Below are 23,960 nucleotides of genomic sequence, written 5' to 3'. Positions count from 1 at the left end.
GGAGCGCGATGACGACGGAGCCGCCGCTGCAGCTGGGAATGGTCGGTCTGGGCCGCATGGGGGGGAACCTCCTGCGCCGCGCCATGCGCCACGGCCACGCAGGTGTCGCCCACGACGTGAGCGCGGAGGCCGTCGAGCGCCTCGCGGCGGACGGGGCAGTGCCGGCGCTCACCGCCACCCAGCTCGTCGCGGCACTCGACCCGCCCCGGGCGGTCTGGTTCATGGTTCCCGCCGGCGAGGCCACCGAGCGCGCGATCGGCGCCGTCGCCCAGCACCTCGAGCCGGGCGACGTCGTCATCGACGGCGGCAACACCCACTACCCCGACGACATCCGCCGTGCCGGCGCGCTCGCCGAGCGGGGCATCGAGTACCTCGACGTCGGGACGAGCGGCGGGGTCTGGGGCCTCGAGCGCGGCTTCTGCCTCATGATCGGGGGCTCTCGCGCCGCCTTCGAGCGCCTCGAGCCGATCTTCCGCTCCCTCGCGCCCGGCGTCGCCGCGGCCGACCGTACGCCCGGGCGCACCGGGGAGCCCGCGGACGAGGAGGAGGGCTACCTGTACTGCGGGCCCGTGGGCGCCGGGCACCTCGTGAAGATGGTGCACAACGGGATCGAGTACGCCCTGATGGCCGCCTACGCCGAGGGCCTGGACGTCCTCCGGCACGCCGACGTCGGGCTCGCGGACGAGCGTGCCGGCGCCGAGACGGCGCCGCTCGAGCATCCGGAGCGCTACCGCTACGAGCTCGACCTCCCGGCGATCGCCGAGGTCTGGCGCCGCGGCAGCGTCGTCGGCTCGTGGCTCCTCGACCTGACGGCGGCGGCCCTCCACGAGTCGCCCTCGCTCGAGGGCTTCGCAGGCCGCGTCGCCGACTCCGGCGAGGGTCGGTGGACGTCGATCGCCGCGATCGAGGAGGGCGTGCCGGCGCCGGTGCTGACGGCGGCGCTCTACGCGCGCTTCGCGTCGCGTGACGCGGACGCGTTCGGGAACCGGGTGCTGTCGGCGATGCGCAGCCGCTTCGGCGGCCACCGGGAGACCGCCGGCTGAACGGCCTCGCCGTCGAGGTCCTCGCGGACGCGGACGCGGTGGCGGCGCGGGGCGCGGCGCTGATCGCCGCCGAGGCGCGGGCCGCTGTTGCCGAGCGCGGCCGCTTCGCACTGGCCCTCAGCGGCGGCCGCACTCCGTGGGCGATGCTCTCGCTGCTCGCGTCCGACGACGTCCCCTGGCAAGCCGTGGACGTGTTCCAGGTCGACGAGCGCGACGCCCCCGACGGGCATCCCGAGCGCAACCTCACGCACCTCCGCGCCGCGCTCGGGCCCGGTGTGCGGATCCACCCGATGCCCGTGCAGGGCGACCTCGACTCCGCGGCCGCCGCGTACGGCGCGCTCCTGCCGGAGACGCTCGACCTCGTGCAGCTCGGTCTCGGAGCGGACGGCCACACGGCGTCGCTCGTGCCCGGCGACCCGGTGCTCGACGTCGTCGACCGTCCGGTGGCGGTCACGGGGCCGTACCACGGCCGCCGACGACTCACGCTCACGCTCCCGACGCTCGCCGGGGCCCGACTCGTGCTGTGGGTCGTCACCGGGAGGGACAAGGGCGACGCGCTCCGCCGCCTGCGCGCGGGCGACGTCTCGATCCCGGCGACCCGCGTGCGTGCGCGGAGGCAGCTGCTCCTCGCCGACCGGTCCGCGGCCGAGAGCCGGCCCTAGGCCTCCCGTCCGCCGAGGGCCGCGGCGACGTGGCGGAAGACCGCGACCCCGTCCTCGAGATCGTCGATCGCGACGCGCTCGTCAGCGGAGTGGACGAGCCGGGCGGCCAGGTCGACGCCCATCGCACGCAGCGGGAAGAAGCCGTACGCGACCGTGTCGAACGCCTCCCGCACGTAGTGGCTGTCGGTGAAGCCCGCCATCACGACCGGGACGAGCCTGGCGCCGGGCTCGACGGCGTCGACCCAGCCCTGCAGGGCGTGCCAGAGCGCCGTGTCGGTGGGGGACATCGACCCGCCGATGCGCTCCGCCTCGATCCACTCGAGCTCCCACTCACCGTCGCCGAGTGCGGCCCGGAGGAGCGGCTCGAGGTCCGCGGGGCCCTGCCCGGGGAGCATGCGACAGTCGACCGTGATCTCGCACACGGCCGGCACGACGTTCCGCTGTCGCGACGCCTCGATCATCGTCGGGGACAGGGTCAGGGAGAGCACCGGCTCCACCAGCTCGGCGGCGAGCGGGTGGAGCGCGTGCGCGCGCTCGAGCGCGAGGTCGGGCGGCGGCGCCTCGCCGAGGACCTCCTCGAGGAACCGGCGCATCGGCGGCATCAGCGCCTTCGGCGGGTCGAGGCGGGCGAGCGCGTCGAGGACGGGCGCCGCCTTGAGGAGCGCATTGTCCGCGATCGACGGGATGGAGGCGTGCCCCGCCCGGCCCCGGACGCGGAGGACGAAGGGCGCGGTGAGCTTCTCGCCGACGCAGCAGAGGTAGAAGACGCGGCCGCCGAAGGTGCAGCGCTCACCTCCGCCCTCGTTCAGCGCGAAGTCCGCGCGCACGTGACCAGGGTGCTCGCGCGCGAGCCAGGACATCCCGTAGTCCTGGCCGACCTCCTCGTCGGCGTGCAGGACGAGGAGGAGGTCACCGGCCGGGGTGAAGCCCTCGCGCGCGAGCGACGCGAACGCGACGGCGGCGGCGGCGACGTGCCCCTTCATGTCGAGGGCGCCGCGCCCCCACACCTCGCCGTCGACGACGTCGCCCGACCACGGGCTCGTGCGCCAGTCCTCCGGGTCGGCACACACCGTGTCGGTGTGGGCCATCAGCAGCAGGGAAGGCCCGTCGCCTGCCCCGGGCAGGCGGGCGACGAGGCTCGCCCGGTCCGGCACCTTGCCGACGAGCTCGGCGTCGACTCCACTCCGCGCGAGGTACTCCCGGAGGCACTCGGCGGCCAGCGTCTCGTTCCCCGGGGGGTTGACGGTGTCGAGCCGGAGCAGCTCCCGGAGGAGCGCCACGACCTCGTCGCGGTAGGTCACGCCTGTGCGGTCCCGGTGGGCGCCGGCGCCGGTGCCACGAGGTCGCTCGCTCTCGGCGCGTCGACGGTCTCCGCGTCGTGGCCCGTCACGCACCCAGCATACTGCGGCACGGTGTCCGATCTCTTCGACGACGCGGCACGGGAGCAGGCGAGCCTGATCGCCCCGCTCGCCCAGCGACTTCGCCCGCGGACGCTCGACGAGCTCGTCGGACAACAGCACGTCCTCGCACCGGGGTCGGCGCTCCGGCGTGCGATCGAGGACGACCGGCCGCCGTCGATGATCCTCTTCGGGCCTCCGGGCGTCGGCAAGACGACGCTCGCGCGCATCGTCGCCGAGCGGACCGGCGCGGAGTTCGAGGAGCTGTCGGCGGTCTCCGCCAGGGTCGACGACGTCCGCGCGGTGATCCGGCGCGCCCGCGACCGCCTGGGCGGCAACGCGCGGCGCACGATCCTCTTCATCGACGAGATCCACCGGTTCGACAAGCGGCAACAGGACTCCGTGCTCCACGCCGTCGAGGAGGGCGTGGTGACCCTGATCGGGGCGACGACCGAGAACCCGTACTTCGAGGTGAACGACGCCCTGCTCTCCCGCTGCACGGTGATCGAGCTCCAGCCGCTCGGCGAGGGGGAGCTCCGCGTGATCGTCGAGCGCGGCGCCGTCGTCCTCGGGGCGGAGGTCGGCGCGGGGGTCGTCGACGAGATCGCACGGGTCGCGGGCGGCGACGCGCGCACCGCCCTGTCGACGCTCGAGCTGGCGGTGGAGACCGCACGCGCGGTCGCGGGCCCCGTCACGCGCGACCACGTCGCGGACGCGGCGCGCAAGCGCCCGCTCCGCTACGACCGGGCGGGCGACCGTCACTACGACCTCGCGTCGGCGTTCATCAAGTCGATGCGAGGAGGCGACCCGGACGCCGCCGTCTACTACCTCGCGGTGATGCTCGAGGCCGGAGAGGACCCGCGCTTCATCGCGCGCCGGATGGTGATCCTCGCCTCCGAGGACGTCGGCAACGCCGACCCGCGCGCCCTGCTCGTCGCGGTCGCGGCCGCCCAGGCACTCGAGCACGTCGGTCTGCCCGAGGCGCAGCTCAACCTCGCCCAGGCGGCGATCTACCTCGCGCGGGCCCCGAAGTCGAACGCGTCGGCCACGGCGATCTGGGGCGCCCGCGCGGAGGTACGCCGGGACGGAGCAAAGCCCCCTCCCGCGGTGCTGCGCGATGCGCACTACGCCGGCGCCGCGAGTCGCGGGCACGGCGTCGGCTACGTGTCGCCCCACGAGGACACCGCTCGGTCGGGCGTCGACCACCTGCCCGACGAGCTCCAGGGACGGACCTACTATCGTCCGTCGGGAAAGGGCGAGGAGCAGGAGGAGGTGTAGGAGCTGTCGATTCTGGTCGGTGACCGGGCCCCGGACTTCGATCTCGAGGAGACGTACCAGCGACGCGTGCGGCTCGCGGACTTCCTCGGGCGGCGCAACGTGCTGCTGGTCTTCCACCCGTTCGCGTTCACCGCCGTGTGCACGGAGGAGGCCCTCGACCTCCAGGAGAACCTCGCCTCCTTCGATGCCGCGGAGACCGACGTCGTGTTCGTCTCGTGCGACACGTCGGCTGCGCGCCAGGCATGGCGCCGTCAGCTCGGAGCCACCTACACGTTCGCCTCCGACTTCTGGCAGCACGGCGCCACCGCCCGGGCGTACGGCGTCTTCGACGAGACGACCGGCGCCGCCGTCCGCGGAACGTTCCTGATCGACAAGGAGGGCACGGTCATCTGGTCGCTCGTCAAGGACGCGGACACGCGGCGGGCGGAGATGGTGCCCGAGACGCTCGAGACGCTCGAGGGTGACGCCGGCTGAGCCGCACGCGTCACCGACTCACCCCCGCGACGATGCCGACACCGACCCGGCACGGGTGCTCGCGTACGGTGCCGGTAGGGGGGTCGAATCCCCCAAGGGGGCGCGTGGACCCGGTCGGCGGCGATGCGCATGCGTGACGAGGGGCGGGTGCTCGCCCTCTCCGCCTGGGGCCGCGAAGACGCACCCCGCGTCGTCTGCCTCCACGGCGTCACCGGGCACGGGGAGCACTTCCGGCTGCTCGCCGAGGACTGGCTCGCGGACGACTACCGCGTCCTCGCACCCGACCTGCTCGGCCACGGGCGCTCACCGCACGAGCCGCCCTGGTCGATCGACGCCCACCTCGCGTCGATCGACGCGACGGTCGGCAGCGCACCCGGGGCGTGGATCGGTCACTCGTTCGGCGCCCGCCTCGCATTCGAGCTCGCCGCCCGCGTCCCCGATGCGGTGACACGGCTCGTGCTGCTCGACCCGGCGATCCTCCTCCCGCCCCACGTCGCGCACTTCGCCGCCGACAACGCGCGCCGGGATCGGGTCTACGCGTCCTTCGACGAGGCGCTCGACCGCCGCTACGAGGAGAGCCAGCTCCACGGAGCGCCTCGCGAGCTGCTCGAGACGGAGCTCCGCCGCCACCTCGTCACCGGAGACGACGGTCGATGGCGGTACCGGTACTGCCAGGCGGCCGTCGTCGCCGCCTACGGGGAGATGGCCTCCCGGCCGCCGGCGTTCGAGCTCGTCCGGATCCCGACCCTGCTCGTGCTCGGCGAGAGGAGCTACCTCCGGTACGACCACCTGCTCGACGCGCATCGCGATGCCCTCGGCGAGCTGCTCACCGTCGTCCGCGTGCCGGGCGGGCACACGGTGCTGTGGGACGCGCTCGAGGAGACCGCGGCGGAGATCGCCCGGTTCCTCGCCCCCCCGGCCTAGCTCACGCCACGTACTCGTCGGCGATCGAGAGCGCCTCGTCGAGGACGGCGATGCCCTCCTCGGCCTCCTCCCGCGTGATCGTGAGCGGCGGCACCACCATCACCACGTTCCAGTGCGTCATCAGGTACAGGCCCTGCTCGAGCGCCGCCTTCGCGAGCCGCGCGACCGGTGCCGCCGCCTCACCCGAGGCGTTGAACGGGACGAGCATCTCCCTCGTCTCGCGGCTCTTCACGAGCTCGATGCCCCAGAAGCAGCCGCGGCCACGGACCTCACCGATCGACGGATGGCGCTCCTGCAGCCCCGCGAGCGCGTCGGCGAACCAGTCGCCCATCGCCGCGGCGTTCTCGACGACGCCCTCCTCCCGGAAGGCCTCGATCGAGGCCACGGCCGAGGCGCACGCGAGCGGGTGGCCGGCGTACGTGAGCCCGCCGGGGAAGAAGCGGTCGCGGACGCCGTCGATGATCTCGCCGCGCGCGATCATCGCGCCGATCGGAACGTAGCCGGAGTTGATGCCCTTGGCGACGGTGATGATGTCCGGGACGACGTCCCAGTGGTCGCAGGCGAACCACTTCCCGGTGCGACCGAAGCCGGCCATCACCTCGTCGAGGATCAGCAGGATCCCGTGCCGGTCACAGACCTCGCGGATCGCCTGCAGGTAGCCGTCGGGCGGGACGATGATCCCGTTCGTGCCCGTGACCGTCTCGAGGATCACGGCGGCGACGGTGTGCGCCCCCTCGTACTCGAGGATCTCCTCCAGGTGCGGCGCGCCGGTGCACACGGGGCACGGGTCGGGGTGCCCGGCCGGGCACCGGTACGTGTACGGGTCGAACATGCGCACGACGCCGGGCATCCCGGGCTCGACGGCCCATCGCCGCGGGTCGCCCGTCAGCGTCACGGCGCCGTTGGTCGCCCCGTGGTACGAGCGGTAGCGGGCGATGATCTTGTGCCGTCCCGTCGCGAGCCGGGCGAGCTTGATCGCGTTCTCGTTCGCCTCCGCGCCCCCGTTCGTGAAGAACGAGACCGAGAGGTCGCCGGGCGTGACCTCGGCGAGCAGGCGTCCGAGTCGTGATCGCGACTCGCTCGCCATCGGTGGGCCGATCGTGCAGAGCTGGTCGGCCTGCTCCTTGATCGCCGCGATGATCTTCGGGTGCTGGTGCCCGATGTTCACGTTCACGAGCTGGGAGGCGAAGTCGAGGTAGCGCTTCCCGTCGTAGTCCCAGAAGTGGCGACCCTCGGCGCCGGCGACCGGGATCGGGCTCACCTGACTCGGCACCGACCACGAGTAGAGGACGTACTCCTTGGCGTCGGCGACGATCTCCGCGCCGAGGTTGGGATTGGTCTCGATCGTCGCCATCGTGTCGCTCCTTCCCGTCGCTCGTCAGCACGATCCTAGCCTCCGTCCGGGGTGATCGCCCCGCCGCGACCATGTCGTCGAGGAGGGGCGTGGGGCCTATAGTCCCGGGATGCGACGCCATCGCATGCCGCTGCTCGCGACCGCGGTGCTCGCGGCCGCCGCCCTGTCGGCCGCGGTCGTCGTCGTCGTCGCGCGCGGCGGCGAGCCGTCGGTGACGCCGGAGGCGTTCCTCGACGAGGTGCACGCCGTGTGCACGGAGTACGGCGAGCGACTCGACGAGATCGCGCCGCCCGTCGACCTCTCCTCCCCGGGGGCCGTCTACGAGTCGCTCGGCGCGGCACTGCCGCTGCTCCGCGAGCAGGCCGCCGCGGTGCGCTCGCTCGAGACGCCGCCGTCGCTGCGATCCGACCTCGAGGAGTTCTTCGTTCTCACGGACCGCTCGCTCGTCGAGCTCAAGGACGCCTACGACGCTGCGGGCGAACGTGCCCTCTACCCGATGGCCGTCTCGCTCTCGCGCTTCGAGAAGGTGCGCGACGACGCCAAGCGCGTGGCGCGCCAGATCGGCTTCGACTGCTGAGCGGCCCGCCTACGCGTCGCGCACGACGGCGATCGCCTCGATCTCGATCTCGAGCTCCGGGAGCGCGAGCGACCCGACCTCGACGATCGTGTCCGCGGGGTACGGCGGGGTGAACCACCGGCCGCGCAGCTCCACGATCTTCGGGAAGTTCGCCATGTCGGTGAGGAAGATCGTCACCTTCACGACATCGGCGAGGCTGGAGCCGCCGGCCTCGAGCACCCGCGCGAGGTTGCGGAACGTCTGCTCCGCCTGCGCATCGAAGTCGCCGGCGCCCACGATCGTGCCGTGCTCGTCGATCGCCGCCTGACCGGAGACGAGCAGGAGCTCGCCGACCCGGAATCCCTGCGAGAGACGGAACGGCTCGTATGGGTCGGGGTCGAGACGGATCTGCTCGACGTCCATCTGGCCTCCCTGTTCGAAGGTAGGTGCGGGGAGGCGGCCGACCGCCTCCCCGCGTCACCGGTGGTCTCAGCCGCGCAGCGGGATCGCGTACGAGGGCATCGGCGCCCCGGTCGCACCGCGGAGCTTCAGCGGCATCCCGAGGAACGCGAACTCGTACTGCTTCTCGGCGGCGATCTCCTGCATGTCGCAGACCTCGATGATCTGCGCGCCCGCCGTCGCGAACATGTAGGCGTGCACCGGGAGGAACACCTCGGGCTCCTCGGAGGGGAGCACCTCGAGGCCGATCGTGTCACCGGCGATGCACATCGCACCGGCCTCCTCGCACAGCCACTTGGCCGCATCGAGCCCGATGCCCGGCGGGTTCACGAGGTAGCCGTCGAAGTCGGGCCACACGCTCATGCGCCCGGTGCGGACGAGGACGACGTCGCCCTTGCGCAGCTCGACGCCCTGCTTGGCGACCGTGTCCTGCAGGTCCTTGGGGGTGATCGCGTACGAGTCGTCGAGGTTGTCGACGCCGTGCATCCCGGCGACGTCGAGGAGCACGCCGCGTGCGATCACCGGCGGGTACTTCTCGAGCCCGCCCTTGTTCCAGAGCCGGCTGCCGAGGTCCTTGTCGGCCTCCCACCCGTTCCAGAACTTGCCGTAGAAGCCGAGGTGGTTGAGCGTGTCGATGTGCGTGCCGCAGTGCGTGTACATGTGGATCGAGTCGCCGCAGTACGAGTACTTCTCGTGGACATGGCTGCCGATGCCCGAGAGGTTGTCGTTCACCGACCCCTGCGGCGTGTGGGTCATCCAGATCTCGTACTTCGGGTCGCCGGCGGCCACCCATGACGGCATGCCGATGAAGTACTCGACGTTCAGGTCGAACACGTGGCGCCCGTCGAGGTGGTCGAGGATCGCAGCGTTCGTCTCCGGCGTGATCCAGTTCAAACGCCCGATCTCGTCATCGGGGCCCCACGGGCTCTTCGAGACCTTCACGCCGTCCTGCTCGAGGATCGGCTCGGGAACCAGGTCGTCCGCCATCGGAGCACCTCCGTGGTCGCGTGGTGGGGAAGCCCTCCGAGCCTAAACCATCGCGTCGGGCGGCGACGCACGCTTTGCGAGGAAGATCGCCGAGTAGTCGCGCGACCCGTGGCCGAGCGCCTGTGCGCGCCGGTACTCGGCGAGCGCCGACTCGGCGACGCTCGGCTCGATCCCGACCGTCGCGGCGAGCGCGACCGCCAGCTCGAGGTCCTTGGCGAGCAGGTCGAGCGCGAACAGGGGATGCCAGTCCCGCGACGACGGGTGCGCCTCGTCCGCCCCCGCCAGCGGGAAGCGGGTCCGCAGCACGCGGGAGTCCCCGGTCGACGCCGCCATCAACGCGAACAGCGTCGCCGCGTCGATGCCCTCGCGTTCGGCGATCGCGCACGCCTCCGCGACCGCGGCCATCGTCACGCCCGCGACGAGGTTGTTGCAGAGCTTCGCCGTCTGGCCCGCGCCGTGCCCGCCGACGAGCACGACGTGCCGCCCGAACGCCTCGAGGAGCGGGCGCGCACGGGTGAACGGCTCCTCGCGCCCGCCGACCATCACGGTCAGCGTCCCGTCGGTCGCTCCGTGCGGCCCGCCGCTGACCGGGGCATCGAGGACGTCGAGCCCCGCCGGCTCGAGCGTGTCGGCGAGCTCGCGCGCGAGCTCGGGGGGGCCGGTGGAGAGGTCGACGAGGAGGGCTCCCGGTGACGCGCCCGCGGCGAGGCCGGACGCACCCAGCCACACCTCGCGGACGATCGCGGGCGAGGGCAGCGAGGTCAGCGCCACCTCGGCGCCGGCGACCGCCTCGGCGGGCGAGGCCGCGTACGGGATGCCGAGGTCGTCGATCCGGGCGCGGTCGACGTCGTGCCCGACGAGGGCGTGCCCACCCGCGATCAGGTGCCGGGCGATCGGCGCGCCCATCGTGCCGAGGCCGACGAACGCGATCGCGGTCATTCCCGCCCTACGACGCGGCGAGCTCGCTGCCGAAGGCGCCGAGCCGCGCGTGGGGACGCCCGGCGGCGGCGAGCACGACCCAGATCACGATCTCGTCGGCACGGGGGGCGTCGGGGATCCTGACCTCGAAGGTCTGGTGGTGCGAGCGCACGGTCTGGTCGGTGATGTGCTTGATCGCGAGGTCGAGCGTCGCCCCCGCGGCGGCGCGCTTCTCGGCGGCGGGGAGCAGGGTCGTCCCGGAGACGGGGTCGCGCACCTTGTTGCCGAAGCGCAGGTTGTGGATGATCGCCGACCCGTGCTCGACGTCGCCGTCGAGCCCGACGAGGGCTCCCTTCCCGTACCCCTCCGCCGGAGCGCCGAGCGCCTCGAGCGCACGCCCGGTGAGGAGCTCGCCGAGGGGCTCGCAGTACTCGTCGATCAGCGGCTCGAGGTCCTCGACGTAGCGCCCGGCGAGCGGGTTCGCGATCACGGCCGCGGCGGCGGCGATCCGCGTCGGCGGCTCGACCTCCTTGCCGCCCTCGACGTGCACGTCCTCGACGACCGTGACGAGCTTGCGGATTCCGTTCGTGTCCATCCGTCGAGCATACTGCGATGCGACATGGAGCGGATCCGCTTCTTCTACGACGTCGTCTGCCCGTACTCGTACATGGAGTCGCACGTGATCGAGGCGGCCGAGGACGCGGGCGACGTCGAGGTCGAGTGGCTCCCGTTCGAGCTGCGGCCGGCGCCGAAGCCGCTGCTCGAGGTGCGCGGCGACCACCTGCGCACCGACTGGACGCAGAACGTCTACCGCCGCGCCCTGGCGGCCGGGGTCGAGATCCACCTGCCCCGCTACCAGCCGCGCTCGACGCTGATCGTCTCCGCATGCCTGCACGCCGGCGAGCGCGGACTGCTCCGGTCGTTCAAGCACGCGCTCTACGAGGCGTTCTTCTGCGAGGGCGAGGACATCTCGACCGACGCCGAGCTTCGCCGCGCCGCCGGGCGCGCCGGCCTCGACCCGGACGAGACCGTCGCCGCGGCCTACGACGCCGACCGGCACGCGGCGATCCGGGCGATCCGTGCCGAGGCGGAGGCGGCCGGGGTGCGCGGCGTGCCGACGCTCCTCACCGCCGACGGCCGCACGCACTGGGGCATGGGCGGCCTCAGACGGCTGCTCGACGGCGAGCCGCTGATCCCGCGCACGACGTAGCCGACCCCTCCGTGCGATGATCGACGCATGGCGTCGGTGCCCGAGGTGCTGGAGGAGCTGCTCGCGACGACCGGGGCGAGCCGCGTCACGCTGCGTCGTGACGTCCCCGGCGACGACCCGTTCCCGGTCGTCGAGGAGGCGCTCGCACCCGGTGTCGGCACGCTGCGCGGCGAGCGCACCGTCCACCTCCCCACGCAGCCCGTCGTCCTCGAGCTACAGCGCGGCCGGCAGGTCGTCCAGGACGACTGCGCGACCGCCTACGACGACCCCGCGTTCCACCGCATGCGCGAGGTCTACGGCGGGCTCGCGTCCCAGATCGTGACGCCGATCGAGGTCGAGGGGCGGCTGGAGGCGATCGTGTCGGTCCACCAGCTCGGGGCGCCACGCACGTGGACGGCGGAGGAGGTCGCCGCCGCCAGCGCCGCGGCCGAGCGCATCCGGGGGCTCCTGTGAGGATCCCCGCCGCCGAGGGCCACAACCGCTGGCACCCCGACCTGCCGCCGGTCGCGTCCGTGCGCCCCGGGGAGGAGATCACGCTCGAGACGCGCGACGGCCTCGACGGACAGCTCACCCGCGAGAGCACCCACGCCGACTGCGGAGCGCTCGACCTCGGGCTCGGGCACCCGCTCACCGGCCCGATCGCGGTCGACGGAGCGGAGCCGGGCGACGTCCTCGAGGTGCACGTCGTCGGCTACGAGACGGCCGACTTCGGGGTCAACGGGGTGATCCCCGGCTTCGGCTTCCTCGCCGACGTCTTCACGGAGCCGTTCCTCGTCGGCTGGGAGCTCGACGGGGCGCACGCCCGGTCGAGCGAGCTGCCGGGGATCGCGGTGCCGGCGGTCGTCCACGCCGGCGTGATGGGCGTCGCCCCGTCGCACGAGCTGATGGAGCGGCAGCGCGCGCGGGAGGAGGAGATCCGCGCCGCGGGCGGGCCGGTGGCCGACCCGCTCCCCGAGAGCGCGTACCCCCCGCTCGCCGCCTCGGGGCTGCGCACGATCCCGCCGCGCGAGACCGGCGGCAACATCGACATCCGGCGTCTCGTCGCGGGGTCGACGCTGCTCCTGCCCGTGCACGTGCCCGGGGCGCTCTTCTCGGCCGGCGACGTCCACTTCGCCCAGGGCGACGGCGAGGTCTGCGGCACCGGGATCGAGATCGAGGCCGCGATCACCGTGCGCTTCGGCCTCCGCAAGCAGCCGCGCTGGGTGCCGGCGTTCCCGGCCTACGAGACGCCGGCGCAGCCGGGCCGGGCGGCGTTCGCGACGACCGGGATCCCGGAGACCGACCCGATGGACCTCACCGCCGCGGCGCGGGCGGCCCTGCTCGCGATGATCGACTGGCTCGAGGCCGAGCACGGCCTCTCGCGCCCGGCCGCGTACTGCCTGTGCTCGGCGTGCGTCGACCTCCACCTCTCCGAGGTCGTCGACGTCCCCTACCCGCTCGTCTCCGCCCTGTGCCCACTCGACGTCTTCGAAGGGAGTGCCTCTCCATGATCGACGGTCTCACCGGCAGGGTCGCAGTCGTCACCGGCGGCGCGTCCGGAATCGGAGCGGCGTGCGCCACCCTGCTCGAGGAGAGCGGCGCCGTCGTGCTCGTCGCCGACCTCGGCGGCGACGACCCGGTCGACGTCACCGACCGCGCCGCCCTCGACGCCCTCGCAGGGCGGATCGACGCCGAGCACGGCGGCCTCGACGTCCTGATCAACGCCGCCGGCGTCCTCACGCCGAACCTGCCCGTCGACGAGCTGCCGACGGACGACTTCCGGCGCGCCTACGAGGTGAACGTGATCGGCACGGTCAACACGTGCCAGGCCTTCTCGCCGTTGCTGCGCGCCCGTCGCGGCGCCGTCGTCAACGTCGCCTCGCAGGCCGCGCTCGTCTCGCTCCCGATGCAGGCCGCGTACACGGCGGCGAAGGGAGCGGTCGCGGCGCTCACGCGGTCGCTGGCGATCGACTGGGCCGAGGCCGGCGTCCGCGCGAACGCGGTCGCTCCGGGGTTCACGCTGACGCCGATGACCGAGGCGTTCTTCGAGAACGAGGTCTTCACGGAGGCGGCGACGAAGCGGATCCCGCTCGGCAGAATCCTCGGTGCGGACGAGATCGCCGCCGCCATCGTCTTCCTCGCGAGCCCGCTCGCGAGCGCGATCACCGGGGTGACGCTCCCCGTCGACGGCGGCTGGACGGCCGGCGAGCCTGCCCTGCCGTGGTAGCCGGAAGGCGCTAGAAGACGTCGTCGGGGAGCTCGAGGCCGACGAGCAGCTCGAGCGGCAGCGCCGCCGGTCGCGGACGTCCGTCCGCGTCGAGGACGGCGACGAGCTGCCGGTAGTGGAAGGCGGCGTGCCAGCGCTGGTGGTCGAGCAGCTCGTGCCACGCGAGCGCCCCGCGCGGCGACGCCACGACGAGCCCCGGGCGCTCGAGGTCGTCCACCTGCGCGAGGAACGCGCTCCAGTTCTCGTGGATCGCCGTCGCGAAGGCGACCACGTCGTCGGCCGTGTCGAGCGTCGCCTCGAGCCGGTCGTCCTCCTCGGGATGCCAGGGGAACCCGTCGCCGGCCCAGGCCCCGGGAAGGAGCGTGAACGGCTGGAAGACGTTCACGGTGAGGTTGCGCAGGGTACGGCCCCGGGAGGGCGTGGGAGCGAGCAGCAGGTCGAGCGGGAGCGGCCGGAGCTGGTCGAGCCAGGCGCGGAGGACGTCGGCGGCGTCGGCGGCGAGCCGTGCGCACGGCGCAGCCGCCGGCGGGGGCAGCCCGAGCATCCGTGCGAGCTGCGACACGTGGAGGATCGGCCGTGGCTCACCGTCGATCGCGAGCGACGGGACGATCGGCCGTCCCGCGGCCGCCCAGCGCCGCTCGCCCTCGCCGCGGTCGCGGACGTTGCGGGAGGCGAACGGGACCCCGTGCTCGCCCAGGAACTCCCGGGCCGCCGCGCAGCTCGCTCAGGCCGGGTGCCAGTAGAGCTCGAGCTCCGCCATCAGCCCAGCTCGAGGAGCTCGACGACGCGGAGCGTGGGCTCGGCGCCGACTCGCCGCATCAGCTCCACGCCGCGCGGGACGTCGACCTCCTCCAGGTAGCGGTCGAGCTCGTCCCGGCTCGCCCAGCACGCGACGAGCGTCGCCACGCCGTCCTCGTAGAGGAGCGCCGCCGTGACGACGCCCGCGGGCCGGGTCGGCCTCGCCTCGTCCATCAACGCGGCCAGCGCCGCCGCCTGCTCACGGGTGAGCGGCGCCTCGGCGATCGCCGCCGCCATCATGTCGAGATCATCTTCTTCTCGACGCCGACACCGGCGGCGTACGCCCGCTCCACCTCGAGCGGCACCGTCGCCGAGTCCTGCAGCGCGATCCCCGTCGAGTCGAACACCGTCACCTGATCGTCGGACTGGCGCCCCTCGAGCTCGCCGCAGATCACCTTGCCGATCTCGCCGGCGATGTCGTCCTCGCTGATCAGGCCCTCGCGGAGCGGCACGTTGACCTCGCCGTCGGGGACGCACTGGCGGATGTCGTCCACGAACACGCGACCCCGCTGCAGCAGTCCGGGGTGGAGCTCCTGCTCGCCCTCGAGGTCGGCGCCGAGGGCGGCGAGGTGCGCGCCCGGCTTCACCCACGCCTCGTCGACGATCCAGCCGCGCGCGTGCGTGCCGGTGACGATCACGTCGGCGCCCTCGACCGCCGTGCGCACGTCGATCGTGCCGGTGAGGCGCAGGTGCGGGAAGCGCGGCCCCTGCTCGGCGAGGAAGCGGTCGACCGAGGCCTGGGAGCGGCTCCAGACACGGACCTCGTCCCAGGCGAAGACGGTGTCGCAGGTGGCGAGCGTGCCCTCGCCGACCGACCCCGTGCCGAGGATCGCGAGCACCGTCGAGTCGGGGCGCGCGAGCCACTTCGCGGACACCGCGGCCGACGCGCCCGTCCGCATCAGCGTGTGGTAGGAGCCGTCGCAGATCGCGAGCGGGAACCCGGTCTCCGGATGCGTGTAGATGAGGATCGAGAAGACCGCGGGCAGGTCGTAGCGCGCGTTGTCCTCGCGGATCGAGACCCACTTGCACGCGGCCGCCTCGGGCTCCTCGATCCACGAGGGCATGACCTCCCACTCGCCCTGGTAGCGGTCGAGCACGATGTGCCCCTTCGGCTCCATGTACACACGCCCCTCGCCGTGCATGCGGAACGCGTGCTCGACGCAGTCCACGTACTCGGCCGGGGTGAGCAGCCCCATCATGTCGGTGCGGCTCAGGATCAGGGTCTTGCGATTGCGCCAGCTCTCCATGCCGCCTCCTTCGTCGCGTGGCCCGATTCTACGAGCGTCCGGGACGCGTGCGGGTGCACCCGTGTATGGTCGTGTCATGGCCGCGCACGCAACGGTCGACCGGGAGCGCAGCGCACGACGGATCGAGCTCGACATCGAGACGCTCGCCGGCCCGGACTACACGGTGTCGAGCGAGGCGATCCGCCGGTACGCGTACACGCCGGTCTACCGCAACACCCTCGACTACTTCACGGCGGCGCTGCAGGAGCTCGGCTTCACGGTGAGCGAGGACCCGGTGGGGACGCTGATCGCGCGCAACCGCCCGCCGGGGCAGCCCGTGTTCGGCATCGGCTCGCACTGCGACTCGAACCGCAACGGCGGCCGCTACGACGGGACGATGGGGGTCGTCACCGCCCTCGAGGTCTGCCGGCTGAACGCGGAGCTCGGGCTCGACCTTCCGTTGCAGCTGATCTCGTTCCTCGAGGAGGAGGGCTCCGGCTTCGGGCAGATGCTGCTCGGGAGCAGGATCATGCTCCAGCGGGTCACCGAGGACGAGCTGCGGGAGTCGTTCCGGGCGATCGACGACGGCCGCAGCTTCTGGGAGCACGCGGAGAGCGCGGGCTACGAGCCGACGCGCTGGCGGGAGTCGATCCACGCCCTCGACGACCTCACCGGATGGATCGAGATGCACATCGAGCAGGCGCGCGTGCTGCAGGACACCGGCAACCGGATCGGCCTCGTGCACACGATCGCCGGCTACGTCCACGCCGACGTGATCGTCGAGGGACGGGGCGACCACGCGGGGGCGACCCCGATGGACCTGCGGCTCGACCCCACGACCGTTCTCGCCGAGACGGTGCTCGAGCTCGAGCGGCTGGCCGTCGCGGCGGGGCAGGGAACGGTCGGCACCGTCGGGGAGATCGAGGTCGACCCGGGCCTGATCAACGCGATCGCAAGCCGCATCCGCTTCTCGCTCGACATCCGGGGCCCCGTGGACGACGCCTACCGCGGCGTCGCCCGCGACGTCGCCGCCTTCGTCGAGCGGGCAGCCGCGGCGCGCGGCATGACGGCGGACGTGCGGCAGCGACAGACGCTGCCGGCGACGCCGCTCGACGACCGGATCGTGGACGCCCTCGACGCAGCCGCGGCGGCCACCGGGGAGCCCTACATCCGCATGCACTCGGGGGCCGCCCACGACACGATGTGCGTCGCCGACCGCGTGCCGAGCGCCATGGTGTTCGTGCCCTGCAAGGACGGGATCAGCCACCACCCGGACGAGGACGCGGACCCGGCCGACGCCGCGCTCGCCGCGGAGATCATCCTGGGCGCGATCGCGGCGTTGCAGGACTGAGCGCACCGGGCAGCGCGAGCACGCTCAGCGCCCACAGCGCGGCGAGCACGACGAACGCGGCCGTGCCGGCGTCGTGGGCGAACGCGACGCCGACGAGCGGCGTGCCGACGAGGATCGTGAACGCTCCGGCGGCGTTGACGAACCCGACCGCGGCGGCAGGGCTCCCCGGATGGAGCACGGCCGCCCGGGTGAAGCAGGCGGCGAACGGGATCCCGGCCGCGAGGCCCACGAGGCAGGCGCCGACGAGGCCGAGGAGGACGGAGCCCGCGGTGAGGAGCAGCACGCCGAGCGCGCCGGCGACGGCGCTCGCGAGGATCGCCTGGCCGGTGCGGTCGGTGTGCGCCCGGAACACCCAGCCGCCGAGCGGCCGCGAGACGACGCCGAGGACGAGCGTCGCTGCCCCCACCGCCCCCGCGGCACCGGCCGCCAGCCCCGCCGTCTCCTCGAGGAGCGTCACCACCCAGTTGCCGATGACGACGCTCAGCCCGAACGACGCGGCGAAGAGCACGGCGAGGCGGAGCAGCGTCCCGTCACCGGCGAGCCCGCGGATCGGCGTCGCGCCGTGGATGCGGTGCGCCGCGCGCGCCCCGGGCCCGAAGGCGAGCGCGACGCCGGCGACCGCCGCGACCGCGACCGCGCTCGCGTACGGCGCCCGCCATCCGAGGGGGTCGACGAGGACGGGGACGACGGCGATCGCCGCGCCCCCGCCCGCGGTCGCGAGACCCCCGTACAGTCCCTGCGCGAACGGCGAGCCACCCCTCGCCCGGACGTAGTCGCTGCCGCCGATGAACGCGAACGCCGTGCCGACGCCCATCGCCGTCCGGGTGGCGAGCGCGAGCCACGCCGTCGGCGCGAACAGCGCGAGCGCGTTGCAGACGGCGAGCACGACGAGGCCGGCCGCGCACACGCGCGCCGGGCCGAGCCGGTCGCTGAGCCGTCCCGCCGGCAGCTGCATGAGCATGTGCGTCACGAACAGGGCCGTCGTGAAGAGGCCGATCATGGGGAGGCCGACGCCGTAGTCGCCCGTCAGCTCGTCGGCGATCGCACCCGTGTCGGCGATGTTCCAGCCCGCAGCGAACCCGACGGCACTGCCGGCGGTGACGGCTCGAGCGGTCACGCGACGCCGTCGTGCTGGATGATGCTCCTCGTGGTCGACGCGCGCGCGGGCACGGCGGGAGCCTAGAGGACGCTGGGTCCCGACGACACGTGGACGCGATCGCCTTCGGACTCCTCGCAGGCGTCCTCTTCGGGGCGATGACCGTCGCTGTCCGCTGGGGGCTCCTGCGCGGCGGCGACGCCGCGCTCGGCACGGCCGTGATCACCGCGACGGCGTTCGGAGCGGCGTCGCTGATCGCGCTGCCGTCGGCGCTCTCCGGGGTCGACGTGGACGAGCTGTGGCGGTTCGCGGTGATCGGCCTCGTCGTCCCGGGGATGTCGCAGATCGTGTTCGTGCTCGCGGTCCGCTACGCCGGCCCGGCCCGCGCCGCGATCCTGATCGGCACGGCTCCGCTCGCGTCGGTGCTGCTCGCGCTCGCGCTCCTCGACGAGCCGTTCCGCCCCGCCCTCCTCGTCGGCACCGCGCTCGTCGTCGCGGGCGGTGCCGCGTTCGCGTTCGACCCGGGCCGTCCCGCCGGGTTCCGCACGCTCGGCGTCGTGCTCGCCCTCGTCTGCGCCGGGCTGTTCGCCGTCCGCGACAACGCGGTGCGCTGGGTGGCGAGAGACGTCGACGCCGTGCCGCTCCAGGCATCCGCCGCATCGCTCCTCGCGGCCGTCGCGATCGCGGCCGTCTTCGTGGCGCTCCGGCGCGGCGGGGGCCGCACGCGCGCGAACCTTCGCCCCTCGATCCGTGCGTTCGTGCCCGCGGGCGTCCTGCTGGCGCTCGCGTACGGGGCGCTCGTCACGGGCTTCGACCGGGGACGGGTCGGGCTCGTGGCACCGCTCAACGCGACCCAGTCGCTCTGGGCCGTCGTCTTCGCCGCGCTCCTCTACGGACGGAGCGAGGCGATCGGCCGCCGGACCGTGCTCGCGGGCGCGCTGGTGCTCGCGGGCGGCGTGCTGATCAGCGTCGTCCGCTGAGCCGCGCGACGACCGCGTCGCCGACGGCCTGCGTGGAGGACGTGCCCCCGACGTCCCGCGTGCGGGGCCCATCGCGGCAGACGTCCTCGAGCGCCCGCATCACGGCCGCCGCAGCGTCGGTCTCGCCGAGGTGCTCGAGCATCAGCGCCGCGCTCCAGATCGCTCCCGACGGGTTGGCGACCCCCTCGCCGGCGATGTCGGGCGCAGACCCGTGCACGGGCTCGAACAGCCCCGGGACGGTGCCCCCGGGGGCGACGTTCGCGCTCGCCGCCATCCCCATCCCTCCCTGCAGCGCGGCCGCCAGGTCAGTGAGGATGTCCGCGAACAGGTTCGAGGCGACGACGACGTCGAGCGACCCCGGGTCGCGCACCATGCGCGCGGCGAGCGCGTCGACGAGCACACGCTCGACGCGGACGCCGGGATGGTCGCCCGCGGCCTCCTCGACGACCTCGTCCCACAGCACGTACCCGTACCGGGAGGCGTTCGACTTCGTCGCGCTCGTGAGCACGCCGCGGCGCGCCTCCGCGAGCGCGAAGGCGTGGCGGACGACCCGCTCGACGGCGGCGCGCGTGAACACGCTCGTCTCGAGCGCGACCTCCGAGGTGAGCCCCCGGTGGGCGCGGCCGCCGACCCCCGCGTACTCGCCCTCGGTGTTCTCCCGCACGAACAGCATGTCGACGTCGGCGGGCCCGCGGCCCGCGAGCGGGCAGGGGATCCCGTCCAGCAGGCGCGCGGGGCGCACGTTCGCCCACAGGTCGAGCTGCTGGCGGATGTGGAGGATCGAGCCCCACAGCGACACGTCGTCGGGGACGGACGGGTCGCCGATCGCGCCCATCAGGACGGCGTCGTGCCCGCCGAGGACGTCCAGCGCGTCGTCGGGCATCATCGCGCCGTGCTCGTGGTACCAGGCGCTGCCCCAGGGCAGCTCCGTCCAGGCGAGCGGAAGGCCCAGCGCGTCCACGACGCGCCGGGCCTCCGCGATCACCTCTGGGCCGACCCCGTCCCCCGGGAGCAGGGCGACCCGGACCGTCATGTCGTGGCGCCGATCTTCCCCGGCACGCCCTCGAGGTAGGCGATCGCGTCGTCGACCGAGACGACGTCGGCGTACTTGGCCTGGATGTCGAACAGGTTCGCCTCGTGCGGCGCCTGCGCCCGATCGCCGACGCACTCGCGCGGCACCATCGTCGGCCAGCCGTACTGCAGCAGGTCGATGGCGGTCGCGCGGATGCACCCGCTCGTGGTCGCGCCGCAGAGGATCACCGAGTCGACCTTCTGCGACACGAGCACCGAGGCGAGGTTCGTGCCGAAGAAGCCCGACGCGCCCTTCTTCACGATCACCGTCTCGTCCTCGCGCGGCTCGAGCCGCGGGTCGATGTCGACCCACCTGCCGCTCATCTGCAGGTCGCCGAGTGCGGGCACCTTCTGCATCCAGAGGCCCCCGTCCTTCAGGCTCGGCTCGAACCCGATCGTCGTGTAGACGATCGGCAGGCCTTTCGCCCGGGCGACGTCGAGCAGGCGCTTCGTCGCCTCGACCTCCGGCGTCATGTCGGACCCGAGCGCGCACTCGGGGTCCGTGAACCCGCACGAGAAGTCGATCACGAGCACCGCGGGGCGCTCGCCCATCGTCACGCCCTGCCCGAGGCCCGCCTTCGCGTAGACGTCCCGGGCCTGCTCGTCCGACATCACGTCACCGCCTTCGCCGCGGGAAGGAGCTCCTCGCCGAAGCGCGCGCGCTTCACGAACTGCCCGTCACCGGGCTTGCCGACGAGCTCGTCGTTCTCCACGATCACCTGGCCGCGCACGAGCACGACCTCGGGCGCCCCGGTCACCTCGGTCCCCTCGAACAGGTTGTAGTTGATGTTCGTGTGGTGGGTCGCCGCCGAGATCGTCAGCTTCTTCTCGGGATCCCAGACGACGATGTCCGCGTCGGATCCGGGCGCGATCGTGCCCTTGCGGGGATAGAGCCCGAACAGCTTCGCGATGTTCGTCGACACGAGCTCGACGAAGCGATTCGGCGTGATCCGACCCTCGCGCACGCCGAACGTCCACAGCATGTGCAGGCGGTTCTCGATCCCCGGCCCGCCGTTCGGGACGACCTGGAACTCGCGCCCGTTGATGCCCTTCTGGTCGGGCCAGTTGAACGGGCAGTGGTCGGTGGAGACGGCCGACAGGACGTCGCCGACGAGCGCGTTCCAGAGGTGCTGCTGGTGCTCCTTGGGCCGCGGCGGCGGCGTGTAGATGTACTTCGCGCCCTCCCAGTCGGGCTTCTCGAGCGCGCTCTCGTCGATGAACAGGTACTGGGTGCAGGTCTCGCCCCACACCTTCCAGCCCTTCTCGCGGGCGAGCGCGATCGGCTCGACGGCCGGCAGGCACGAGACGTGGACGACGTACAGCGGCGCATCGGCGACGTGTGCGAGCTGGATCGCGCGATTCGTCGCCTCCGCCTCCGTCTCCATCGGCCGGCTCAGCGCGTGCCAGATCGGGTCGGTCTTGCCCGCGGCGACCGTCTCCTTGACGATGAGGTCGATCGCGTCGCCGTTCTCGGCGTGCACCATGATCAGGCCGCCCGTGTCGCGCGCGACCTGCATCGTCTTGAAGAGCGTCTCGTCGTCGACCATGACGGCGCCCTTGTAGGCCATGAAGAGCTTGTACGAGGTGACGCCCTCGTCGGGCAGCTTCGCGAGGTCCTCGAGCGTCCCGCCCTCGCGGAGGTCGGTGACGCCGATGTGGAAGCCGACGTCGATCACCGGCGGGCAGCGCTCGATCTTCTCGTAGTAGTTCTCGAGCGCCTGGGCGAACGACGTCCCCGGCGCCTGCATGCAGAAGTCGATCAGCGACGTCGTGCCGCCGAACGCCGCCGCCACGGTGCCCGAGGTGAAGTCGTCGCAGGTCGTCGTTCCCCCGAAGAACATCTCGATGTGCGTGTGCGGGTCGATCGCGCCGGGCATCACGATCTTGCCGGTCGCGTCGATCGTCTTCTCCGCCGTCATGTCGAGCGCGGCGCCGATCATCGAGACGGCACCGTTCTCGATGTAGACGTCGCCAACGTAGTCGTCGGACGCGGTGATGATGCGCCCGCCCTTGATGAGCACGGACATGTGTGGTCACTCCCCTTTCATCGGGCTCTGCGTGGTGTATACGACGTCCCGCGCCGCGACGTCAAGCGGCCTCGGGCGGGCTCCTTCCGTGCCAGTCGGTCGCCTGCTGGAACGTGTGCGCCGCGCGAAGTGCCGTCGCCTCGTCGAGACGGCGGCCGATCAGCGCCATCCCGACGGGGAGCCCGTCGACGAAGCCGCACGGCACCGAGACGACGGGGAGGCCGAGGCAGCTCCACGGCGAGTTGTACGGCATCAGCGCGAGGCGGTACGGCAGTGTCGAGCCGCCCGCCTCGACGAGGTCCTCGCCGATCCGCGGGGCCACGATCGGCATCTCCGGCGCGACGAGGAGATCGATGCCCCGCAGCAGCTGGAGCGCCTCGCCGTACAGGCGGCGTCGCGCGCGCTGCCCGGTGACGACGGCGGTGCCCGGGAGGAGCAGGCCCGCGAGGAGACGGCTGCGGACGTCGACGCCGTAGTCGGCGAGCCGCGTGCGCAGCCACGGCAGGTGCGCCGCGGCGGCCTCCGGGAGCATGATCAGCTGCTGCACGACCTCGGTCTCGCGGAGCACGCGCGCGTCGACGCGCTCGACCGTGGCGCCGAGCGCGGCGAGCTCCGAGACGGCGGACTCGACCGTCGCCGCGACCCGCGGGTCGATCGCCCCCTCGAACAGGTGCGAGACGACGCCGACGCGGAGCCCGCCGATCCCGCCTGCGAGCAGCTCGGTGTACCGGGGCACCGGCGCGCCGACGCTCGTCGGGTCGGCGGGATCGCCTCCGGCGATCACCTCCAGCAGGAGCGCGCAGTCCTCTGCCGTCCGCGCCAGCGGCCCCACGGCGTCGAACGTCCACGAGACCGGGACGACTCCCCGGTTCGGGACGCGCCCCAGGGACGGGCGGACGCCGGTCACCCCGCAGAGGCACGCCGGGATCCGCACCGAGCCGGCGGTGTCGGTGCCGAGCGCGCCCGGCACGAGCCCCGCCGCGACCGCCGCCCCGCTGCCCCCGCTCGAGCCGCCGCAGATGCGCTCCGTGTCCCAGGGGTTCCGGGCCGGGCCGAAGTGCGGGCTCGTCGTCGTCGCCCCCCAGGCGAACTCGTGGGTGTTCAGCTTCCCCACGACCACCGCTCCCGCCGCCCGCAGGCGCGCGACGACGGTCGCGTCGGCCGGCGCGACGTTGTCGGCGAGGATCTTCGACGCCGCGGTCGTGGGCGCGCCGGCGACGTCGATCACGTCCTTGATCGCAACGGGCACGCCGTGGAGCGGGCCGCGCACCTCGCGCCCGGCGAGCGCCTCCGCCTCGGCGAGCGCCTCGTCCGCGCGCACCGAGATGAAGGCGTTGAGCGCGCCGTCTCCTCGCTCGATGCGCGCGAGCGCGTCGACGACGGCCTCGCGCGGCGAGAGCTCGCCGTCCCGGATCCGCCGCGCGAGCGCCGTGATCGTCACGAAGCGTCGGGCTCCGGGAAGAAGAGGCCGGCGGGCGGGTCGGCCGGCCCCTGCCGCTGCTCGATCGCGGACAACGACGGCAGGATCGTGGCGAGGAAGCCCTGCACGGCCTCGAGATCGGCGTCCGACGGCTCCACGCCGTGGACGCGTGCGGCCGCCCGCAGCTCGTCGAGGGAGGGGACGTGGCTAGACTCGGGGGACATGCCGATCTACGAATACCGCTGCACCGCGTGCGGAGAGAAGTACGAGGAGTTCCTGTCGCTCTCGACGAAGCCCGCGCCGCCCTGCCCGGCCTGCGGCTCGAAGGACGTCGAGCGCCTGCTCTCGCGCATCAACACCGAGTGGCTCCCGAGCGACGTCGCCTGGGACCGCGTCGGCCGCAGCTGGGACTGAGCCCGCGCGGCGGCACGTGCGGGGAGCCGTCGGCGACCGCTCTCGCTTGGCGTTCCGGGGCGCATAGGTCAGACTTTCGCACTCTGTCACATCCGCGAGCAGGGGGTTG

Annotated in this window: 28 protein-coding genes; 13 read left to right on the top strand and 15 right to left on the bottom strand. The window is 73.2% G+C overall.

Going from position 1 to position 23,960, the window contains the following annotated elements:
* The first annotated feature begins 26 nt into the window (after positions 1 to 26).
* Both gnd and pgl read left to right on the top strand, forming a co-directional pair.
* Positions 27 to 1,043, top strand: coding sequence for a phosphogluconate dehydrogenase (NAD(+)-dependent, decarboxylating) (gnd, locus tag AC162C_RS00765; RefSeq protein WP_484095891.1), 1,017 nt, complete (start codon positions 27 to 29; stop codon positions 1,041 to 1,043).
* On the top strand, positions 1,040 to 1,705 hold the full coding sequence (pgl, locus tag AC162C_RS00760; RefSeq protein ID WP_484095890.1) for a 6-phosphogluconolactonase: 666 nt from the start codon (positions 1,040 to 1,042) through the stop codon (positions 1,703 to 1,705). The genes gnd and pgl overlap by 4 nt, the downstream gene beginning before the upstream one ends.
* On the opposite strand, the gene AC162C_RS00755 is transcribed toward pgl, so the two are convergent.
* Positions 1,702 to 3,006, bottom strand: a complete 1,305-nt coding sequence (locus tag AC162C_RS00755; RefSeq protein WP_484095877.1) for a M20/M25/M40 family metallo-hydrolase — start codon at positions 3,004 to 3,006, stop codon at positions 1,702 to 1,704. The genes pgl and AC162C_RS00755 overlap by 4 nt on opposite strands.
* A gap of 111 nt (positions 3,007 to 3,117) precedes the next feature.
* On the opposite strand from AC162C_RS00755, the gene AC162C_RS00750 reads away from it, so the two are divergent.
* The 3 genes from AC162C_RS00750 to AC162C_RS00740 all read left to right on the top strand — a co-directional run bounded on the left by AC162C_RS00750 (position 3,118) and on the right by AC162C_RS00740 (position 5,778).
* Entirely contained in the window at positions 3,118 to 4,380 is a 1,263-nt protein-coding gene (locus AC162C_RS00750) for a replication-associated recombination protein A (RefSeq protein WP_484095876.1), read from the top strand.
* A 3-nt stretch (positions 4,381 to 4,383) separates the two neighbouring features.
* Positions 4,384 to 4,854 carry a redoxin domain-containing protein gene (locus tag AC162C_RS00745; RefSeq protein ID WP_484095889.1) on the top strand — a complete coding sequence of 157 codons (471 nt, stop codon included), beginning with the start codon at positions 4,384 to 4,386 and terminating at the stop codon, positions 4,852 to 4,854.
* Positions 4,855 to 4,983: 129 nt separating this feature from the next.
* Entirely contained in the window at positions 4,984 to 5,778 is a 795-nt protein-coding gene (locus tag AC162C_RS00740) for an alpha/beta fold hydrolase (RefSeq protein WP_484095875.1), read from the top strand.
* 1 nt (position 5,779) lies between these two features.
* Here the strand turns inward: AC162C_RS00740 and AC162C_RS00735 are convergent, their stop codons facing one another.
* Positions 5,780 to 7,132 carry an aminotransferase class III-fold pyridoxal phosphate-dependent enzyme gene (locus AC162C_RS00735; RefSeq protein ID WP_462974750.1) on the bottom strand — a complete coding sequence of 451 codons (1,353 nt, stop codon included), beginning with the start codon at positions 7,130 to 7,132 and terminating at the stop codon, positions 5,780 to 5,782.
* 109 nt (positions 7,133 to 7,241) lie between these two features.
* Here AC162C_RS00735 and AC162C_RS00730 point away from each other — a divergent pair, with 109 nt between their 5' ends.
* Positions 7,242 to 7,709 (top strand): hypothetical protein, encoded by a 468-nt coding sequence (locus AC162C_RS00730; RefSeq protein ID WP_484095874.1) that lies wholly within the window; start codon positions 7,242 to 7,244, stop codon positions 7,707 to 7,709.
* A 9-nt stretch (positions 7,710 to 7,718) separates the two neighbouring features.
* On the opposite strand, the gene AC162C_RS00725 is transcribed toward AC162C_RS00730, so the two are convergent.
* From AC162C_RS00725 to AC162C_RS00710, 4 genes are all read right to left on the bottom strand, one after another.
* Positions 7,719 to 8,111, bottom strand: a complete 393-nt coding sequence (locus tag AC162C_RS00725) for a RidA family protein (protein WP_462974752.1) — start codon at positions 8,109 to 8,111, stop codon at positions 7,719 to 7,721.
* A gap of 66 nt (positions 8,112 to 8,177) precedes the next feature.
* Entirely contained in the window at positions 8,178 to 9,134 is a 957-nt protein-coding gene (locus tag AC162C_RS00720) for a cyclase family protein (RefSeq protein WP_462974753.1), read from the bottom strand.
* A 42-nt stretch (positions 9,135 to 9,176) separates the two neighbouring features.
* The gene (locus AC162C_RS00715) at positions 9,177 to 10,073 is read right to left on the bottom strand and encodes an NAD(P)-dependent oxidoreductase (RefSeq protein WP_484095873.1); all 897 of its coding nucleotides are present in this window, start codon (positions 10,071 to 10,073) and stop codon (positions 9,177 to 9,179) included.
* A 7-nt stretch (positions 10,074 to 10,080) separates the two neighbouring features.
* Positions 10,081 to 10,647: an amino acid synthesis family protein gene (locus AC162C_RS00710; RefSeq protein ID WP_484095872.1), complete on the bottom strand. Its 567-nt coding sequence runs from the start codon at positions 10,645 to 10,647 to the stop codon at positions 10,081 to 10,083.
* A 24-nt stretch (positions 10,648 to 10,671) separates the two neighbouring features.
* Here AC162C_RS00710 and AC162C_RS00705 point away from each other — a divergent pair, with 24 nt between their 5' ends.
* The 4 genes from AC162C_RS00705 to AC162C_RS00690 are packed head-to-tail and all read left to right on the top strand — an operon-like array spanning position 10,672 to position 13,468.
* Positions 10,672 to 11,262: a DsbA family oxidoreductase gene (locus AC162C_RS00705; RefSeq protein WP_484095871.1), complete on the top strand. Its 591-nt coding sequence runs from the start codon at positions 10,672 to 10,674 to the stop codon at positions 11,260 to 11,262.
* Between the two features lie 27 nt (positions 11,263 to 11,289).
* Entirely contained in the window at positions 11,290 to 11,715 is a 426-nt protein-coding gene (locus AC162C_RS00700; protein WP_484095870.1) for a GAF domain-containing protein, read from the top strand.
* Complete coding sequence (locus AC162C_RS00695; RefSeq protein ID WP_484095869.1) at positions 11,712 to 12,752, top strand: acetamidase/formamidase family protein; 1,041 nt, start codon at positions 11,712 to 11,714, stop codon at positions 12,750 to 12,752. Before AC162C_RS00700 ends, AC162C_RS00695 begins: the two co-directional genes overlap by 4 nt.
* On the top strand, positions 12,749 to 13,468 hold the full coding sequence (locus tag AC162C_RS00690) for an SDR family NAD(P)-dependent oxidoreductase (RefSeq protein ID WP_462972451.1): 720 nt from the start codon (positions 12,749 to 12,751) through the stop codon (positions 13,466 to 13,468). Before AC162C_RS00695 ends, AC162C_RS00690 begins: the two co-directional genes overlap by 4 nt.
* 10 nt (positions 13,469 to 13,478) lie before the next feature.
* Here the strand turns inward: AC162C_RS00690 and AC162C_RS00685 are convergent, their stop codons facing one another.
* From AC162C_RS00685 to AC162C_RS00675, 3 genes are all read right to left on the bottom strand, one after another.
* Positions 13,479 to 14,030, bottom strand: a complete 552-nt coding sequence (locus AC162C_RS00685; RefSeq protein WP_484095868.1) for a hypothetical protein — start codon at positions 14,028 to 14,030, stop codon at positions 13,479 to 13,481.
* A 197-nt stretch (positions 14,031 to 14,227) separates the two neighbouring features.
* Positions 14,228 to 14,506, bottom strand: a complete 279-nt coding sequence (locus tag AC162C_RS00680; protein WP_462972449.1) for a hypothetical protein — start codon at positions 14,504 to 14,506, stop codon at positions 14,228 to 14,230.
* On the bottom strand, positions 14,503 to 15,513 hold the full coding sequence (locus AC162C_RS00675; RefSeq protein WP_484095867.1) for an ornithine cyclodeaminase family protein: 1,011 nt from the start codon (positions 15,511 to 15,513) through the stop codon (positions 14,503 to 14,505). Before AC162C_RS00675 ends, AC162C_RS00680 begins: the two co-directional genes overlap by 4 nt.
* Before the next feature lie 76 nt (positions 15,514 to 15,589).
* Here AC162C_RS00675 and AC162C_RS00670 point away from each other — a divergent pair, with 76 nt between their 5' ends.
* Positions 15,590 to 16,843: a hydantoinase/carbamoylase family amidase gene (locus tag AC162C_RS00670; protein ID WP_484095866.1), complete on the top strand. Its 1,254-nt coding sequence runs from the start codon at positions 15,590 to 15,592 to the stop codon at positions 16,841 to 16,843.
* Here the strand turns inward: AC162C_RS00670 and AC162C_RS00665 are convergent.
* Positions 16,809 to 17,960: an MFS transporter gene (locus tag AC162C_RS00665; RefSeq protein ID WP_484095865.1), complete on the bottom strand. Its 1,152-nt coding sequence runs from the start codon at positions 17,958 to 17,960 to the stop codon at positions 16,809 to 16,811. The two genes, AC162C_RS00670 and AC162C_RS00665, sit on opposite strands and share 35 nt — an antisense overlap.
* A gap of 89 nt (positions 17,961 to 18,049) precedes the next feature.
* On the opposite strand from AC162C_RS00665, the gene AC162C_RS00660 reads away from it, so the two are divergent.
* Positions 18,050 to 18,919 carry a DMT family transporter gene (locus AC162C_RS00660; protein WP_462972445.1) on the top strand — a complete coding sequence of 290 codons (870 nt, stop codon included), beginning with the start codon at positions 18,050 to 18,052 and terminating at the stop codon, positions 18,917 to 18,919.
* Here the strand turns inward: AC162C_RS00660 and AC162C_RS00655 are convergent.
* The 5 genes from AC162C_RS00655 to AC162C_RS00635 form a co-directional block, all read right to left on the bottom strand.
* Positions 18,903 to 19,952, bottom strand: coding sequence for a tartrate dehydrogenase (locus AC162C_RS00655; RefSeq protein ID WP_484095864.1), 1,050 nt, complete (start codon positions 19,950 to 19,952; stop codon positions 18,903 to 18,905). The two genes, AC162C_RS00660 and AC162C_RS00655, sit on opposite strands and share 17 nt — an antisense overlap.
* A complete protein-coding gene (locus tag AC162C_RS00650; RefSeq protein WP_484095863.1) occupies positions 19,949 to 20,602 on the bottom strand; it encodes an isochorismatase family protein in 654 nt (217 codons plus the stop codon). Before AC162C_RS00650 ends, AC162C_RS00655 begins: the two co-directional genes overlap by 4 nt.
* A complete protein-coding gene (hydA, locus tag AC162C_RS00645) occupies positions 20,602 to 22,017 on the bottom strand; it encodes a dihydropyrimidinase (RefSeq protein WP_484095862.1) in 1,416 nt (471 codons plus the stop codon). Before hydA ends, AC162C_RS00650 begins: the two co-directional genes overlap by 1 nt.
* A 61-nt stretch (positions 22,018 to 22,078) precedes the next feature.
* Positions 22,079 to 23,458, bottom strand: coding sequence for an amidase (locus tag AC162C_RS00640; RefSeq protein ID WP_484095861.1), 1,380 nt, complete (start codon positions 23,456 to 23,458; stop codon positions 22,079 to 22,081).
* Complete coding sequence (locus tag AC162C_RS00635; protein ID WP_484095860.1) at positions 23,455 to 23,661, bottom strand: hypothetical protein; 207 nt, start codon at positions 23,659 to 23,661, stop codon at positions 23,455 to 23,457. Before AC162C_RS00635 ends, AC162C_RS00640 begins: the two co-directional genes overlap by 4 nt.
* Here AC162C_RS00635 and AC162C_RS00630 point away from each other — a divergent pair.
* Entirely contained in the window at positions 23,660 to 23,851 is a 192-nt protein-coding gene (locus AC162C_RS00630) for an FmdB family zinc ribbon protein (protein WP_462972439.1), read from the top strand. The two genes, AC162C_RS00635 and AC162C_RS00630, sit on opposite strands and share 2 nt — an antisense overlap.
* The last annotated feature ends 109 nt before the right edge of the window (positions 23,852 to 23,960 follow it).

It is taken from the genome of Gaiella sp. (assembly GCF_057140465.1).
Note: the sequence above shows the minus strand (reverse complement) of the source record. Positions and strands in the feature narration are given on the sequence as shown.

What these genes read in the sequence shown, in the direction of transcription:
- AC162C_RS00690 (WP_462972451.1), top strand. Translation starts at nt 12,749, where the DNA reads ATGATCGACGGTCTCACCGGCAGGGTCGCAGTCGTCACCGGCGGCGCG.
- AC162C_RS00740 (WP_484095875.1), top strand. Translation starts at nt 4,984, where the DNA reads ATGCGTGACGAGGGGCGGGTGCTCGCCCTCTCCGCCTGGGGCCGCGAA.
- AC162C_RS00650 (WP_484095863.1), bottom strand. Translation starts at nt 20,602, where the DNA reads ATGTCGGACGAGCAGGCCCGGGACGTCTACGCGAAGGCGGGCCTCGGG.
- AC162C_RS00680 (WP_462972449.1), bottom strand. Translation starts at nt 14,506, where the DNA reads ATGATGGCGGCGGCGATCGCCGAGGCGCCGCTCACCCGTGAGCAGGCG.
- AC162C_RS00700 (WP_484095870.1), top strand. Translation starts at nt 11,290, where the DNA reads ATGGCGTCGGTGCCCGAGGTGCTGGAGGAGCTGCTCGCGACGACCGGG.
- AC162C_RS00730 (WP_484095874.1), top strand. Translation starts at nt 7,242, where the DNA reads ATGCGACGCCATCGCATGCCGCTGCTCGCGACCGCGGTGCTCGCGGCC.
- AC162C_RS00655 (WP_484095864.1), bottom strand. Translation starts at nt 19,952, where the DNA reads ATGACGGTCCGGGTCGCCCTGCTCCCGGGGGACGGGGTCGGCCCAGAG.
- AC162C_RS00725 (WP_462974752.1), bottom strand. Translation starts at nt 8,111, where the DNA reads ATGGACGTCGAGCAGATCCGTCTCGACCCCGACCCATACGAGCCGTTC.
- AC162C_RS00715 (WP_484095873.1), bottom strand. Translation starts at nt 10,073, where the DNA reads ATGACCGCGATCGCGTTCGTCGGCCTCGGCACGATGGGCGCGCCGATC.
- hydA (WP_484095862.1), bottom strand. Translation starts at nt 22,017, where the DNA reads ATGTCCGTGCTCATCAAGGGCGGGCGCATCATCACCGCGTCCGACGAC.
- AC162C_RS00670 (WP_484095866.1), top strand. Translation starts at nt 15,590, where the DNA reads ATGGCCGCGCACGCAACGGTCGACCGGGAGCGCAGCGCACGACGGATC.
- AC162C_RS00635 (WP_484095860.1), bottom strand. Translation starts at nt 23,661, where the DNA reads ATGTCCCCCGAGTCTAGCCACGTCCCCTCCCTCGACGAGCTGCGGGCG.
- AC162C_RS00705 (WP_484095871.1), top strand. Translation starts at nt 10,672, where the DNA reads ATGGAGCGGATCCGCTTCTTCTACGACGTCGTCTGCCCGTACTCGTAC.
- AC162C_RS00735 (WP_462974750.1), bottom strand. Translation starts at nt 7,132, where the DNA reads ATGGCGACGATCGAGACCAATCCCAACCTCGGCGCGGAGATCGTCGCC.
- AC162C_RS00710 (WP_484095872.1), bottom strand. Translation starts at nt 10,647, where the DNA reads ATGGACACGAACGGAATCCGCAAGCTCGTCACGGTCGTCGAGGACGTG.
- AC162C_RS00630 (WP_462972439.1), top strand. Translation starts at nt 23,660, where the DNA reads ATGCCGATCTACGAATACCGCTGCACCGCGTGCGGAGAGAAGTACGAG.
- AC162C_RS00675 (WP_484095867.1), bottom strand. Translation starts at nt 15,513, where the DNA reads ATGGAGAGCTGGCGCAATCGCAAGACCCTGATCCTGAGCCGCACCGAC.
- AC162C_RS00720 (WP_462974753.1), bottom strand. Translation starts at nt 9,134, where the DNA reads ATGGCGGACGACCTGGTTCCCGAGCCGATCCTCGAGCAGGACGGCGTG.